The sequence below is a fragment of the Duganella sp. GW822-FHT06D06 genome (genome assembly GCF_058799615.1).
Genome location: NZ_JBXALQ010000010.1, coordinates 114885 through 130095 on the forward strand (window position 1 = coordinate 114885; position 15211 = coordinate 130095).

Annotated in this window: 10 protein-coding genes; 4 read left to right on the forward strand and 6 right to left on the reverse strand. The window is 66.1% G+C overall.

The features are described 5' to 3' along the window. Positions 1-15: 15 nt before the first annotated feature. The 3 genes from AC1RMD_RS19205 to AC1RMD_RS19215 form a co-directional block, all read right to left on the reverse strand. Complete coding sequence (locus AC1RMD_RS19205; RefSeq protein WP_492928353.1) at positions 16-1317, reverse strand: cation:proton antiporter; 1302 nt, start codon at positions 1315-1317, stop codon at positions 16-18. Positions 1318-1454: 137 nt separating this feature from the next. After that, positions 1455-2843 (reverse strand): branched-chain amino acid transporter BcaP, encoded by a 1389-nt coding sequence (gene bcaP, locus AC1RMD_RS19210; RefSeq protein ID WP_492928354.1) that lies wholly within the window; start codon positions 2841-2843, stop codon positions 1455-1457. Between the two features lie 105 nt (positions 2844-2948). After that, complete coding sequence (locus AC1RMD_RS19215) at positions 2949-4097, reverse strand: sugar diacid recognition domain-containing protein (RefSeq protein ID WP_492928356.1); 1149 nt, start codon at positions 4095-4097, stop codon at positions 2949-2951. Between the two features lie 201 nt (positions 4098-4298). Here AC1RMD_RS19215 and AC1RMD_RS19220 point away from each other — a divergent pair, with 201 nt between their 5' ends. From AC1RMD_RS19220 to AC1RMD_RS19230, 3 genes are all read left to right on the forward strand, one after another. Next, positions 4299-5621, forward strand: coding sequence for an MFS transporter (locus AC1RMD_RS19220; RefSeq protein ID WP_492928358.1), 1323 nt, complete (start codon positions 4299-4301; stop codon positions 5619-5621). A gap of 12 nt (positions 5622-5633) precedes the next feature. After that, positions 5634-6773 carry a glycerate kinase gene (locus tag AC1RMD_RS19225; RefSeq protein ID WP_492928360.1) on the forward strand — a complete coding sequence of 380 codons (1140 nt, stop codon included), beginning with the start codon at positions 5634-5636 and terminating at the stop codon, positions 6771-6773. 66 nt (positions 6774-6839) lie between these two features. Next, positions 6840-9905, forward strand: coding sequence for a response regulator (locus tag AC1RMD_RS19230; protein ID WP_492928362.1), 3066 nt, complete (start codon positions 6840-6842; stop codon positions 9903-9905). Here the strand turns inward: AC1RMD_RS19230 and AC1RMD_RS19235 are convergent. Together AC1RMD_RS19235 and AC1RMD_RS19240 are read right to left on the reverse strand one after the other, a co-directional pair. Beyond that, on the reverse strand, positions 9902-11212 hold the full coding sequence (locus tag AC1RMD_RS19235) for an amino acid deaminase (RefSeq protein ID WP_492928363.1): 1311 nt from the start codon (positions 11210-11212) through the stop codon (positions 9902-9904). The genes AC1RMD_RS19230 and AC1RMD_RS19235 overlap by 4 nt on opposite strands. Further along, complete coding sequence (locus tag AC1RMD_RS19240) at positions 11209-12405, reverse strand: hypothetical protein (RefSeq protein ID WP_492928365.1); 1197 nt, start codon at positions 12403-12405, stop codon at positions 11209-11211. Before AC1RMD_RS19240 ends, AC1RMD_RS19235 begins: the two co-directional genes overlap by 4 nt. A 72-nt stretch (positions 12406-12477) precedes the next feature. Here AC1RMD_RS19240 and AC1RMD_RS19245 point away from each other — a divergent pair, with 72 nt between their 5' ends. Then, positions 12478-13755 (forward strand): aminotransferase class V-fold PLP-dependent enzyme, encoded by a 1278-nt coding sequence (locus tag AC1RMD_RS19245; RefSeq protein ID WP_492928367.1) that lies wholly within the window; start codon positions 12478-12480, stop codon positions 13753-13755. 29 nt (positions 13756-13784) lie between these two features. Here the strand turns inward: AC1RMD_RS19245 and AC1RMD_RS19250 are convergent, their stop codons facing one another. Then, entirely contained in the window at positions 13785-15140 is a 1356-nt protein-coding gene (locus tag AC1RMD_RS19250) for an amino acid permease (RefSeq protein WP_492928368.1), read from the reverse strand. Positions 15141-15211: the final 71 nt, after the last annotated feature.

A 15211-nucleotide genomic window follows, 5' to 3' on the forward strand; every position in this document is an offset into this window, starting at 1 on the left:
GTCGAAGCGATGCGATCAGCGACGCCGGCGCCACACTGTGTCCATCAGGGGCTTGACACTGAAACCGTGCACCAGTATCGACAGCATGATGACAAACAGCGCGAGGCGCGTCAGCTGCGCCGCCAACTCCGGCGCCAGGCCCGCTTCGATGGCGAACATCAGGTAATAGATCGAACCGATGCCGCGCACGCCGAACCAGCCGGTCATGGCGCGCATGCGCAGGCTGGTGTCGCTGCCGACCAGGCCGGCGAACACGCTGAGCGGACGGGCGATCGCGAACAGGAACAAGGCCATCCACAAGGCATCCCACTGCATGCTTTTCAGCGACAGCATGCCGCCCAGCAGCAACACCAGCGTCAGCTCGGACAAGCGCTCAAGGTGCTCCTTGAATACCAGCGATCCGGCGCTGACGATGAGCGGCGCTGCGTGGGTCTCGCTGGTCTTGGCGGCCTCTGATTTGGCCGTGTCCGGTTCCATCAGGCCGTGGCGATCCTTGGGGGCGCCGGCCAGCACCAGTTCTGTCTGCCTCAGGGCGAGCGCCGCGAAGAACACCGCCAGGAAGCCCGACGCCTTGCACAGAGTCGCAACGGCATACACCACGGCGATCATGCCCAGCCCCACCAGGTCGTCCATGATTTCGTGCTTGGGATCGCAGCCGCGCAGACGCCAGCTCAGTCGCGCCACCAGCGCGCCGGCCGCCACGCCGATCAGCAGCGCGCCCGCCGTGGCCCACAGCACGTCGACCAGCAGCCAGCGCAGGTAGTATGCGCCGGTATCGAACACGCCCAGCATGCCGAGGCCGAGAATGACGAAGGGGAAGGCGCTGCCATCGTTCATGCCGGCCTCGCAGGTGAGGGTGAAGCGCAGCTGATCCTTGTCGCCGGCATGGCGCACCTGGACGTCGGTGGCCAGCACCGGATCGGTGGGCGCCAGGATGCCGCCCAGCAGGACGGCGGCCCCGGCCGGCAGATGCAGCACGTAGTAGCCGAACAGCGCCACCAAGCCCACGGTCAGCGACATCGACAGCCATGCCAGCCGCAGCGGCGCGTCCCAGCGCTGGCGCTTGAACGGCACCGGCATCTTGATGCCGGCCGAGAACAGCGAGATCAGCAGCGCAGTCTCGGTCAATATTTCCAGCAAGGCCGATTGCAGCTTGGGATCGAAGCCGAAGATGTTGAGAAAGGTCGGCCCCAGCAGGATGCCGACGCCCAGGTAGACGATGGCGGAGGTAAAGGGCGACTTCGAGATCGTGGAGGCCGCCAACCCGCGCGCCAGCATCAGGCAGCCGACGAGCAAGTACCATAGGGTGGTGTCCACACGCTCTCCTTCGCAGTGACGGGTCAGATGCTAGGCGCGTTCCGTGTTGCGGTCTGTGGGGTAGTGCACCCTGCGCGGAGCGGCAGGAAAGCGGGGGGCGCCGGCGAGGCATCTGCCTCGCCGGGCTGACAGCGGGTTTAGTTCAGCAGCGAATGCTTGCGGGCATAGCCGAAGTAGATGGCCAGGCCGATCACCAGCCAGATCGCGAAGGCGACCCAGGTGAACCAGCTCAGGTAGGTCATCAGCATGACGCAGAAGATCACGGCCAGGCCAGGAATCACCGGCACGCCAGGGCAGCGGAACGCGCGCTTCAGGTCGGGACGCTTCTTGCGCATGATGACCACGGCGATCGACACCAGGCTGAAGGCGGCCAGCGTGCCGATGTTGATCAGCTCGGTCAGCACGTTGAGCGGCACCACGGCGGCGATCAGGCCGAACACGATGCCGACCAGCCAGGTGGCGAAGAACGGCGTGTGGAAGCGCGGATGCACGGTCGACAGGCGTTTCGGCAGCAGGCCGTCGCGCGACATGGCGAAGATGATGCGGGTCTGGCCGTAAGCCATCACCAGGATCACGGTGGTCATGCCCAGGATCGCGCCCAGGTCGACGAAGCCGGCGAACCAGTTTTCACCGGCGTGTTTCAGCGCCAGCGACACCGGATGGTCGACGCCCAGATACTGTTGGTAAGGCACGATGCCGGTCATGATGGCCGAGACCACCACGTACAGCACGGTACAGGCGGCCAGCGAGCCGATGATGCCGATCGGCAGGTCGCGCTCGGGACGCTTGACTTCCTCGGCGGCCGAGGTCACCGCATCGAAACCGATGAAGGCGAAGAACACCAGCGCAGCGGCGCTCAGCATGCCGTTGTAGCCATACGGCAGGAATGGCTGCCAGTTGGCTGGCTCGACGTGGCGCGCGCCGACGACGATGAACAGCAGCACCACGCCGACCTTGATGGCCACCATGATGTTGTTCAGGCGGGCCGATTCACGCACGCCCCAGCTCAGCATGGCGGTCAGGATCAGCATGATGCACAGCGCCGGCAGGTTGATCAGCGTATGCACGCCGGGCAACGCGCCGGGCGCGGCCGTGAGCTCGACCGGCAGATGGATGCCGAAGCCGGAGATCAGCGACTGGAAGTAGCCGGACCAGCCGACCGACACGGCCGAGGTGGCCAGGCCGTATTCCAGCAGCAAGTCCCAGCCTATCATCCAGGCGGCCAGTTCGCCCAGGGTGGCGTAGGTGTAGGTGTAGATGGAGCCGGCCACCGGCACGGTGGAGGCGAATTCGGCGTAGCACAGGGCGGCGAAGCCGCAGGCGATCGCGGCGACCACGAAGGACAGGGTCAGGGCCGGGCCGGCGGTCACCGCGCCGGTGCCCGTCAGGACGAAAATACCGGTGCCGACAATGGCGCCGATGCCCATGAGAATCAGGTCGAAGGGACCGAGTACTTTCGCCAGGCCGCCGGGTTTGCGGCTGTTGGCGATCATATCGTCCAGGTTCTTAGTGCGAAAAAGGCTCAAAATGGCTCCAGTTTTATTTTGGTTATCTCCGTACCCGAGTCTGTGCCTTGTGGGCGCTCGGGCGACGGCAAATAATACAGTAAGTTTCTGGCTATGCCGAGAGCGTTAGGTTGTTAATAACGATGAGATATATAGCAGGAAACGATCCTCCAGCTTGCCCAGGTCCAGGCCGGTGATCTCGCCGATGCGGCGCAGCCGGTAGTCCAGCGTGTTGCGGTGCACGTGCAGGGCCCCGGCGGTGGCGGCCGGGTGACCGTCGTGTTCAAACCACACATTGAGCGTCCGCCGTAGTAACTCCTTGTTTTTATCCTGCGCCTTGAGCCTGGCGATGGGCAGGCGCAGCTGGGTCGCCTCCCAGCCCGAACCCAGTCCCGACAGCAGCACCGGCAGGGTCTGCTCGTAGTAGCTGTAGCGGGTGCGCCGCGGATGACGGGCGCGGCCGATGCGGGCGGCCGTCTGCGCGCTCTGGTAGGACGTCGCCACCCCGGCCATGCCGGACTGGGCGATGCCCAGCGTCAGCGTGTGCGGTTGCTGGCATTCCTCGTGCAGGATGGCGGCCAGCGCCTGCAACTGGCGCTGCGGACTATGGGCGTCGTGGGCGGCCGGGGCGTCGTAGAAGTCCAGCAACACCAGCTGGTGCGCGCCGGCGGAGGCCGTCAGCGCCGACGGTTGCCGGGCCAGCATGCGCAGTTGCAGCCGCTGCAGCTCGCTGAGCGCCTGGTCGGTGCCCATGGCCTTGTCGTCCAGCTCCAGCAGGAACACCAGGTGGCTGCGCTCGAAATTGACGCCCAGCCGCCGCGCCCAGGCGGCCAGGTCGGCCTCGCGCGCGGGCTCGTAGCGGATCAGGTTGAGCACGAAGGCTTCGCGGTAGCGCGAGTCGCGCTGCAACTCGCCGGCCAGGTGGGCCTGTTCCAGGATCATCTCCGCCGTCAGCCGCACCAGTTCGCCGAACTGGCGCACCTGGTCCGGCACGCCGCTCAGGCCGACCGCGCCGCAGACCTGGCCGTTGACCGTCAGCGGCAGGTTGATGCCGGGCTGGGCGCCGTGCATATTGCGGGCGCTGGCGCTGTCGATCTCCACCGTCAGCCGCTTGGCCAGGGCCAGCATGGCGCCGGCGTGCAGCTCGCCGATGCGGGCCGGATTGCCGCTGGCCAGGATGGTGCCGTTGGCGTCCATCACGTTGACGTTGTAGGGGATGATTTTCATGGTCCGGCTGACGATGTCCTGGGCCAGCTCGGTGCTGAGTATGTACATGGGGCGATTCTCCTCGTCTCCCATTGTGCCAAAGAACAAGGAATTCGCATAAATTCTGCGCATGCAAAAGCATTTATTGTGCAAACGCCCAACAAATGACCGAACCGCGCCGGAATTATGGTGCATTTGGCCGATGTTTTTTCGGAGTCGATTCCAGATAATCGTCTGCACAGACTACCTATAAAAACCAAGGAGACAAGCATGAACACCACCACCACCGCCACGCCGTGGCCGGCGGCGTCCGTCCTGGACGGCGCGTACAAGAAGGCCAGCTGGCATTTGATACCGTTTATCTTCATCTGCTACTTCTTCAACTACCTGGACCGCGTCAACGTCGGCTTCGCCAAGCTGGAGATGCTGGACGCCCTCCATCTGAGCAACACCGTGTACGGCCTGGGCGCTGGCATCTTCTTCATCGGCTACGTGCTGAGCGGCGTGCCGAGCAACCTGATCCTCCACAAGATCGGCGCCCGCCGCTGGATCGCGACCATGATGGTGGCCTGGGGCGCCTTGTCGGCCTGCATGCTGTTCGTGCACAACCCGACCTCGTTCTACGTGCTGCGCTTCTTCACCGGCGTGGCCGAGGCTGGCTTCTTCCCCGGCATGGTGCTGTACTTCACCCACTGGTTCCCGGCGCAGAAGCGCGGCCAGGTGATGGCGCTGTTCATGTCGGCGATACCGATTTCCGGCCTGGTCGGCGGCCCGCTGTCGGGCTGGATGTTGCAGCACTTTTCGGCCGGGCAGGGCGGCATGGCGGGCTGGCAGTGGCTGTTCCTGCTGCAAGGCTTGCCGACCGTGTTCCTCGGCGTGGGCGTGTACTTCTATCTGAACGACGGCATCGCCCAGGCCAGGTGGCTGAGCGCCGAAGAAAAAGGCGCGATGCAGGCGGCGCTGGCCAGCGACGAACAACAGCGCCAGGCCAGCAGCGATGTCGGCCAGACCTTCTCGGCCGTGCTGCGCAACGGCAGCGTGTGGATGCTGGGCGTGATCTACTTCTGCATCCAGATGGGCGTGTATGCGATCAACTTCTGGCTGCCGTCCATCATCAAGTCGCTGGGTTACCAGAATTCGGGCACGGTCGGCTGGCTGAGCGCGATTCCCTACCTGTGCGCCGCCTTGTTCATGGTGTGGGCCGGCCGCTCGGCGGACCAGCGCCGCGAACGCCGCTTGCACGTGGCGCTGCCGATGGTGATGGGCCTGACCGGCCTGATGCTGGCGGCCAATTTCTCCAGCAATGCGCTGGTCGTGATGGTGGGCCTGAGCATGGCGACCATGGGCGCGCTGGCGGCGCTGGCGATGTTCTGGTCGCTGCCGTCGGCCTTCCTCGGCAGCGCGGCGGCGGCCGGCGGCCTGGCGCTGATCAACTCGCTCGGCCAGATCGCCGGCTTCGTCAGTCCCTTCCTGGTCGGCTGGATCAAGGACGCCACCCAGAGCACCGACACGGCGCTGTATATTTTGTCCAGCGTGCTGCTGCTTGGTGCGATACTGGTGTTGCGCGTACCCGCCAAACTGGTCAACCGTTGATAGAGTTTTTTAATGAAAATAGTCATTGCGCCCGATTCGTTTAAGGAGAGCCTGACCGCGCTGGCGGTGGCCAACGAAATCGAGGCCGGCTTCCGCGAGTTCTTCCCCGACGCGGAATACGTCAAGCTGCCGGTGGCCGACGGCGGCGAAGGCACGGTGCAGGCGATGATCGACGCCAGCGGCGGCCGCCGCGTGGAGCTGCAGGTGTCCGGTCCGCTGGGCGAACCGGTGGCCGCGTTCTACGGCCTGATGGGCGACGGCGCGACGGCGGTGATCGAAATGGCCGCCGCCAGCGGCCTGGAACTGGTGCCCACGGCGCAGCGCGATCCGCTGCGCACCAGCAGCTACGGCACCGGCCAGTTGATCCGCGACGCGCTCGACGCCGGCGCCCGCCGCTTCGTGCTGGGCGTGGGCGGCAGCGCCACCAACGACGGCGGCGCCGGCATGCTGCAGGCATTGGGCGGACGCTTGCTGGACGCGGCCGGCCGCGACCTGCCACCCGGCGGCGGCGCGCTGGACGGCTTGCAGCAGATCGACCTGTCCGGCCTGGACGCCCGCATCAGGGACTGCGTGTTCGACATCGCCTGCGATGTCAGCAATCCGCTGGTGGGGCCGCAGGGCGCCTCCCATATCTTCGGCCCGCAAAAGGGCGCCACCCCGGCGATGGTCGAGCAACTGGACGCCAACCTGCGCCACTACGCCGACGTCATCTCTCGCGAGCTGGGCCGGCAGGTGGCCGACGTGCCGGGCGCCGGCGCGGGCGGCGGCATCGGCGCGGCGATGCTGGTATTCCTGGGCGGTAGCTTGCGTCCTGGTAGCGAGATTGTCACGGCGGCGGTGGGGCTGGACGCGGCCGTGGCCGACGCCGACCTGGTCATCACCGGCGAAGGCCGCATCGACAGCCAGTCCATCCACGGCAAGACGCCGATCGGCGTGGCCCGCGTGGCACAGCGGCACGGCAAGCCGGTGATCGCGATCGCCGGCTGCCTGGCGCCGGGCGCGGCCGTGGTGCACCAGCACGGCATCGATGCCGTGTTCGGCGCGGTCAGCCGGCCGTGCACGGTCGAGCAGGCGCTGGCCGAAGCGGCGCAGAATGTGCGCAGCGCCGCCCGCAATATCGCGGCCGTGCTCAGCCTGGGCGCACGACTGTAGAACAGGCGGCGCTAAGCGCCGCTCATCTGTGCTAGAGTCGTCCTGGTCCCGTAACCGTCGCCGAGCATGAAGCCAGCACTCCGTCGCCCCCTGCCATCGATCCGAGCGCAAATCTATACGCTGGTATGGGCCTGCGCTTTGCCGGCCGTGGTCGGGGTCGCGCTGCTGGCGCATCATTTCTATCAGCGGGAACGGACCCAGATCCAGCAAGGCACACTGGTCACGGCGCGCGCGCTGATGCAGGCGGTTGATCGCGACCTCAATACCGGCATCACCATGGCGATGGCGCTGGCTAATGCGCCCAGTCTCGACGACGGCGACCTGGCGGCGTTCCACACCCTGGCCAGCAAGGCCCTGCGCCCCGAATTCCCCGGATTTAATTTTGTGCTGAGCGACGGCGATGCGGTCCAGTTGCTCAATACCGTGCGCCCCTACGGCGCGACGATGGCCGATCCCGCCAGCCGGGAGCGGATCCGCAAGGTGTTCGACACCGGCCAGACGGTGGTCTCCGACGTCTTCATCGGCGGCGCCCTGAAGCGGCCGCTGGTCGCGGTGCACGTGCCGGTGATCCGCGGCGGCAAAGTGATTTACTGCCTGTCGGTGGCTTTCGTGCCGGAGCGCCTGGGCCAGGTGCTGCGGGAGCAGGACCTGGCCGGCGACCGGGTGGCCGGCATCTTCGATTCGCGTGGCGTGATTGTGGCCCGTTCAAAGGATGCGGAACGCTATGTGGGCAAGCTGGCGTCGCCGACGCTGCGGGCCAGGATGGCCGACAGCAGCGAGGCGGCGTTTGAATCGGTGACGCTGGACGGCACGCCGGTGTATTCGATGTACAGCCATTCGAAGATGTCCGGCTGGGCGGTGGCGATTGGTGTGCCGCGCAGCACGGTGCTGTCGGAAATGCTGGCCTCGATCCGCTGGATCATCGTGGTCGTGGCCGGCCTGCTCGGCTTAGGCCTGGCAGCCGCCTGGTATTTCGCCCGCCGCATCAATCATTCGGTTAGCGCGCTGTCGCGCGCCGCCAGCGCACTGGGCAAAAAAGGCGACCTGCGGCTGGAGGGCGTGAAGCCGATATTCCGCGAAGTCGACGAGGCGATCCGCACCATGCAGGCGGTGCAGTCGGAACTCGAGCAGTATCGCAACCGCGTGGAGAGCGCGATCGAAGAACGCACCTTGCAGCTGCAATCGGCGCAGCGCGAAGCGATCAACAAGGAGCTGCGCACCCGCACCGTGATGGACAATGTCGGCGACGGCATCATCACCATCAACGCCGACGGCGTCATCGAAGCTTTCAACCACGCGGCGTGCAGCATCTTCGGCTACACGCCGGAAGAGGCGATCGGCGCCAACATCATGCGCATGATGCCGGACAGTCTGCGCGGCGCCCACCATGCCGGCATGGCGCGCTACCTCGCCGGTGGCCTGCCCAAGGTGGTGGGCAAGAACAACGTCGAGCTGCAAGGGCTGCGCAAGGATGGCGCCACATTTGTGCTGGAGCTGTCGATACGCGCGTTGCTGGTCGAAGGCCAGCATCTGTTCGTCGGCATCGTGCGCGACGTCACGGAACGCAAACGGGCCGAGAGGGAGCTGCGGCTGGCGATGGAGCAGGTGCAGATGGCCAGCGCCGCCAAGGACGTCTTCGTGGCCAACATGAGCCACGAACTGCGTACGCCGATGAATGCGGTGCTGGGCATGGCGCACCTGCTCAACACCACCGGCTTGTCGCCGGAGCAGGGCCGTTATCTGGAAATGATACGGGCGTCGGGACAGTCCCTGCTCGGCATATTGAACGACATCCTCGACTTCTCCAAGATGGAAGCCGGGAAGATCGAAGTGCATCCGGTGCGCTTCCTGCTGGAGGAGGTGCTGCATTCGCTGGCCAGCATCATGAGCGTCACCGTCGGCGAGAAGAACCTGGAACTGTGCCTGGGCGTGGAGCCGGATGTGCCGCGTACCTTGGTCGGCGACGCGCTGCGCCTGCAGCAGATCCTGGTCAACCTGGCCGGCAACGCCATCAAGTTCACCGAGCAGGGCGAAGTCTCGGTGCTGGTGGAGCGCGCCGGCGGCGAGGGCGCGGCGCTGCTGCTGCGCTTTACCGTGCGCGACACCGGCATCGGCATGAACGAAGAACAATTGGCGCGGCTGTTCTCGCCGTTCACGCAGGCCGACCTGTCGACCACGCGCCGCTACGGCGGCACCGGATTGGGCCTGACCATTTCCAAGGGGCTGATCGAACTGCTGGGAGGCGCCATCGAAGTGCGCAGCGAGGTCGGCGCGGGCAGCGCCTTCTCCTTTACGCTGCCGATGAAACAGGCCGACGTGGGCGAGGCGCCGCGGACCGGCCGGCGCCGGCACTTGCTGGTGGTGGACGATAACTCGACCAGCCGCGATTTCCTCGGCAAGACCATCCATGCCTGGAACTGGAGCTGCGACGTGGTCGCCTCGGGGGCGGAAGCGTTGGCGCTGATCGGCTCCGGCCGCGTCTACGATGCGGCGCTGGTCGACTGGCAGATGCCAGGCATGGACGGCCCGGCCACCATGCACGCGCTGCAGGCGGAATCCGGCATGCCGGTGATCTGCATGGTCAACGCCTACGGCCGCAGCAAGCTGGTGCAGGACATGGCCACCGTCAGCGCGCCGGTGTTCCTGACCAAGCCGGTGACGGCGTCCAGCCTGTATGACGCGGTGCAGACCGCGCTGGCGCATCGCCAGGAAGACGTCGCCGACGTTCCTGCGGTGGCAGGCGCCAAGGCGCTGGCCGGCGTGAGCGTGCTGCTGGTGGAGGACAATCCTATCAACCAGCAGGTGGCGAAAGGCATATTGGAGCTGGCCGGCGCCACGGTCACGCTGGCGGAGCACGGCGAGAAGGCGTTGCAGCTGCTGCGCGCCGACCTGCGCTGCGACCTGGTGCTGATGGATGTGCAGATGCCGGTCATGGACGGCTTTACCGCCACCCGCGCGATCCGCGATGAACTGGGCTTGACGCTGCCGGTGATCGCGATGACGGCGGGCGTGATGGAGTCCGAGCGCGAACAATGCATCGCCGCCGGCATGGACGATTTCATCGGCAAGCCGGTCGACGTGGAGCAGATGTTCGCCACCATCGCGAAGCGTCTGCGTGCCAGCGTCGGCTAGAAGAAGGTGTTGACCGCGCCGCGCACGTTGTAGTCGTCGTCCACGGTCAGCAACAGCGGCCATTTGTCGAACGTGGTGCAGGGATGCGAGATGCCGCAGCCTATCAGGTCGCCGACCGCCAGTTCGCGGCCGGCGGCATGCTCCGCCGGCAGTCGCAGGTAGGCGTGCTGGTCGTTCATCTTCTCGATGCTGCATCCTTCCGGCAGCGCCGCAGGCGCGTTGGCGCCGGGGCGGTGCGACACCAGCGCGCGCGGCAGCTCCATGTCGTAGGAGGCATCGCGCTTGCCCATGCCGAGGATGGCCAGCGTGGGTTCGGGTCGCGACAACACCATGCTCCAGACTTCCAATGCCGGACGCAGGCCCTGGCCGGGCGCCAGGCCTTCGCGTGCGTTCAGCTGCTCGATCAGGCCGTGGTAGAAACCGTGGTCGTTGGTCAGGTAGCAGCCGCTGCGCAGCACCGGCAGTACCGGCCGGGACAAATTCTTCACCTGAGCGAAACCGCTGGCGACAAAATCGAAATAGGCCGAGCCGCCGGCCGACAGCAGGATCTCGCCGCGCTTGAACAGTTGCTCGGCGTCGGCCTGGCGCAGCAGGTCGGACAACTGGGTGACGAAGTGGCGGACCGCCTCGTGGTCCTGGTCGCGGTCCGGGCCGACCAGCAGGCCTTCGTAGCCTTCGATGCCGGCCAGTTCCAGGCCCGGTGCGGCGGCCACTTCGCGCGCCAGCGCCAGGGCGTCGTCCATGCTGCGGCAGCCGGCCCGTTTGCCGGCCAGGCCCAACTCCACCAGCAGCGGCAGGCGCCGTTCCATGCGCTGCTGTTGCGCCGCCTGCGACAGGCGCGCCACGCCGGCGCTGGAATCGACCAGTGCGTAGAACTCGAACGAAGGATCGCGCTGCATCAGCGTCAGCATGGCCTTGATGTCGGCCGGCGCCACCAGCTGGTTCGCCAGCAACACGCGGCGCACGCCGTAGCGGTAGGCGATCTGCACCTGCGCCGCCGTCGCCAGCGTCATGCCCCAGGCGCCGTTGGCCAGCTGGGCGTCGAACAACTGCGGGCTCATGGTGGTCTTGCCATGCGGCGCCAGCTGCGCGCCATAATGCTCGCAGAAGCCGCGCATCCATTGCAGGTTGTGCTCCAGCGCGGAGGTCTTCAGCAGCGCCACCGGGAAGCTGGTGTCGGCACGCAGCACGTTCCACTGGCGCGCGCCGATGTCGCCCTGGCGCAGCGGCTGCGTGATCGGCAGGCCTTTGACGCCGGGGTGTAGCAGTTGGTCTTCCAGTTTCATCATGGCGGCGGTGCGATTCAAGTGTGGCTCCTGCGGTCGAAAGCGTGCAATGTCGCGCCGAGCGCCTGAAGGCGGTCGCGGCGCAGCATGCCGTAGTTGTAGAATCCGAAATGACGGATGCCCAGTTCCCACAAGCCTTGCAGCGCTTGCGGCAGTTGCGCGCCATCGGCCAGGTCCGGTGGGCCGGGGCGAAGGATGGCGCGAATGCGGTCCGGCGCGCCGATGCGGCGGATGCAATCCCAGGCATCGCTGCGGACTGCGGCGGCATCGGCCTCGTAGAAAGGTATCTCCAGCCAGTCCGCCACGCCGGACAGCGCGCGCAGGTCCGTGCCTTCCAGCCAGCCCTGGGCGGTGGGGCGCTGCACCGTCGCCACCACCGACAACTGCACCTGTGGCGGCATGGCGGCGCGGATGGCGCCGACCAGCTGCGTGACGCGCCGCTGCCGCAAGCGGTTCAGGGCGGCCAGGTCGCCGTCTTCCAGCAGGTCGGCGGCCAGCCATGCTGCGGCCTGGGTCGGTGTGGCGTCGATGGGGGCGTCGAGGTAATGGTCGATGTCGCGGCGGATGCGCTGGCGCAGGCCGTCCATGTCGATCTCGGCAGCCTTGCCGGCGGCCATGCAGGCGTCGCAGAAGCACAGGCCGAGCAGGGAGTCGAGCCAGAGATTGCTGCGGACCTGGGCGAATTCGTGATGGTAGCCGTGGGCGCAGGGCAGCCAACCCGGCGTTTCGACCACCACGCTGGCGACGCCGCGCGCGGCGACGTCGGCGCTCAGCGCCACCGCGTAGTCGAACACCGGCTGCTGCATCGGGCAAAGGCTGTACAGGTAGCCGTCGCCATAGGCGTTGCGGGCGGTGTACCGGGGGTGTGCGGCGCCAAGGCGGCTGTTGTGCAGCAGCACAGTCCAGGCGTGTACCGCGACGCCGCCATTGGCGACCAATTGGGGCAGCACCGCGCGCAGCGCCGGGTCGGAATGGGCTTGTGGTTTGAGTTCGCCGTAGCGCGCCGGGTCCGGCTCGAAATAGACCACGCCGTCTTCGGGGAAGATCACGCGCGGCCCGCTGGCTGCATGCGGACGCAGGAATTTCCCGGCATGGTAGCTGACGGCGAGCGTCGCACCGTTCATGCCCAGGCTGCGCGCCTGGTCTGCAAAGCGGTCCACATCCGGGAGGTCCCACGGATAGCAATACAGCGAGGTATGGTTGGGAGAATTCATGCGCGCCATTCTAGCCTATGCTTCGCCGGTCGGTGCTATATTGGGCGCACCATTTCGCCGACAGGAGAACGCATGCCGACACGCCGCAGTTTCTTTCATGTTGCCGCCGGGCTTGCCGGCGGATCGCTCATCTCGCCGGCCGCGATGGCCGGGCTGCCGCCCATCGCCGAGGTGCTGCCTCAAAATGAAGCCTACTGGGACAAGGTCGCCGCGCAGTACGATCCGGCGCCGGACTTCATCAATCTGGAACAGGGTTACTTCGGCATGATGGCGCGTCCGGTGGCGGATGACTACAAGCGCAATATCGACCATCTGAACGCGCACAGCTCGCGCTTCCTGCGCCAGCAATTCGACGGACCGGGTATCGAGGCGATACGGGCGCAGATCGCCGCCGCCGTCGGCGCAGACGTGTCGGAGATCGCCATCACGCGCGGCGCCACGGAGTCGCTGCAAAACCTGATCGTCAACTACAAGCAGGTCAAGGCCGGCGACACCATCATGTATGCCGACCTGGATTACGACGCGACCCAATACGCGATGAACGAGCTGGCCTTGCGGCGCGGCGCCGACGTGGCCGTGGTGCGCATCCCCGAGCCGCCCAATCGCCAGGCCGTCCTGGATGCCTACGCGCAGGCGATGCGGCGCCATCCGCGCACCCGCTTGCTGCTGCTGACGCATATCAGCCACCGCACCGGCCTGACCCTGCCGGTGGCGGAACTGGTGCAGATGGCGCGCCAGCGCGGCATCGACGTCATCGCCGACGCCGCCCAGTCCTGGGGCCAGACCGACTTCATGGTGGCCGACCTGAAGGCGGACTTCATCGGCTTCAATCTGCACAAGTGGCTGGGAGCGCCGCTGGGCGTGGGCTTCATGTACATCCGCAAGGCGCGGCTGGCGGATATCGGCGTGCATATGGCGGACCAGGATTATGCGGCCACGGACATCCGCTCGCGCGTCCATTCGGGCACCGTCAACACGGCCAACATCATGACGGTGCCGGCGGCGTTCCGCTTCCATGAGCAGATCGGCGTGGCCAACAAATCGGCCCGGCTAAAGTACCTGCGCGACTACTGGGTGGAGCGCGTGCGCGAGGTCAAGGGCCTGCAGATCCTGACGCCGGACGATCCCGCCATGTACGGCGCCAGCACCTCGTTCCGCTTCGCCGGCAAGACCAGCAAGGAAGACAACCAGCGCCTGGCCAAACGGCTGATGGACGAACATGGAATTTTCACGGTGTCGCGCAACGGTCCGTTGGGCGGCAGCTGCGTGCGTGTGACGCCGGCGCTGTTCACCCAACCGCGCCAGCTCGACCGGCTGGCGCAAGCCATCGCAACGCTCGCGCAGGCGTAATCCTGTGCGAGCGTTGCGGGCCGGCCGCGTCAGGCGATGACGGCCTTTTTCTGCCGCACCAGGTAGCCCGCGCCCAGCGCCGCCAGCCATACCGGAATCAGGTAGACCGACAATTGCAGGTCCGGCGTCATATACATCACCACCAGGATACCGGCCAGGAAGGCCAGGCACAGGTAGTTGGTCAGCGGGTAGCCCAGGCTGCGGAATGCCGTGCTCTTGCCCTCGGCCTGTTTCTGCGCGCGGAAGCGCAGATGGATCCAACTGATCATGCCCCAGTTGATAATCAGCGCCGAGACGACCAGGCCCATCAGGAAACCGAAGGCCTTGCCAGGCATGAAGTAGTTGACCACCACGCAGATGCCGGTCGCCAGCGCCGAGACGCCCAGCGCGGCCAACGGCACGCCGCGGTGATTCACCTTCAACAGCAGCTGGGGAGCGTTGCCTTGCTTGGCCAGGCCGTACAGCATGCGGGTGTTGGAATAGACGCCGCTGTTATATACCGACAGCGCGGCCGTCAGCACCACGGCGTTCAGCGCATGCGCCACCAGGTTGCTGTTCAACGCGTGGAAGATCAGCACGAACGGGCTGCCGCCGGTGACCACTTTCTGCCATGGATACAGCGACAGCAGGATGCCCAGCGCGCCGATGTAGAAAATCAGGATGCGGTAGATGGCCTGGTTGGTGGCTTTGGGGATGGTGTGCGACGGATCGTCCGCCTCGGCGGCGGTGATGCCGATCAGTTCCAGGCCGCCGAAGGAGAACATGATGACGGCCATCGCCATCACCAATCCGCCCAGGCCGTTGGGGAAGAAGCCGCCGTGCTGCCACAGGTTGGCCACGGTCGCTTCCGGGCCGGCGTCGCCGGAGATCAGCAGCCAGGCGCCGAACACGATCATGCCGACGATGGCGACCACCTTGATGATGGCGAACCAGAATTCCATCTCGCCGAAGGCTTTGACGTTGGACAGGCTGATAGCGTTGATGATGACGAAGAAGACCAGCGCGGACATCCAGGTCGGTATCGCCGGCCACCAGTACTGCACATAGATGCCGACCGCCGACAGCTCGGCCATGCTGACCAACACGTACAAGACCCAGTAGTTCCAGCCCGACATGAAGCCGGCCAGGTGGCCGCAGTATTTGTCGGCGAAGTAGCTGAACGAGCCGGCGACCGGTTCGTCCACCACCATCTCGCCCAGCTGGCGCATGATGAAGAAGGCGATCAGCCCGGCCACGCCATAGCCGAGCAGCACCGACGGCCCGGCCATCTGGATGGTCTGCGCGATGCCGAGGAACAGGCCGGTGCCGATGGCGCCACCCAGCGCAATCAGCTGGATGTGCCGGCTCTTCAGGCCACGTTTGAGTTCATTCTTCCCATCTGCCATCTGATCCCCTGAACGATAAACAAAGAGCACGATTCTAAAGCAAAAGCAGCGTGGTGGAAGAGAAAATCACG

What these genes read in the sequence shown, in the direction of transcription:
- AC1RMD_RS19215 (WP_492928356.1), bottom strand. Translation starts at nt 4,097, where the DNA reads ATGTACATACTCAGCACCGAGCTGGCCCAGGACATCGTCAGCCGGACC.
- AC1RMD_RS19220 (WP_492928358.1), top strand. Translation starts at nt 4,299, where the DNA reads ATGAACACCACCACCACCGCCACGCCGTGGCCGGCGGCGTCCGTCCTG.
- AC1RMD_RS19225 (WP_492928360.1), top strand. Translation starts at nt 5,634, where the DNA reads ATGAAAATAGTCATTGCGCCCGATTCGTTTAAGGAGAGCCTGACCGCG.
- AC1RMD_RS19230 (WP_492928362.1), top strand. Translation starts at nt 6,840, where the DNA reads ATGAAGCCAGCACTCCGTCGCCCCCTGCCATCGATCCGAGCGCAAATC.
- AC1RMD_RS19240 (WP_492928365.1), bottom strand. Translation starts at nt 12,405, where the DNA reads ATGAATTCTCCCAACCATACCTCGCTGTATTGCTATCCGTGGGACCTC.
- AC1RMD_RS19245 (WP_492928367.1), top strand. Translation starts at nt 12,478, where the DNA reads ATGCCGACACGCCGCAGTTTCTTTCATGTTGCCGCCGGGCTTGCCGGC.
- AC1RMD_RS19250 (WP_492928368.1), bottom strand. Translation starts at nt 15,140, where the DNA reads ATGGCAGATGGGAAGAATGAACTCAAACGTGGCCTGAAGAGCCGGCAC.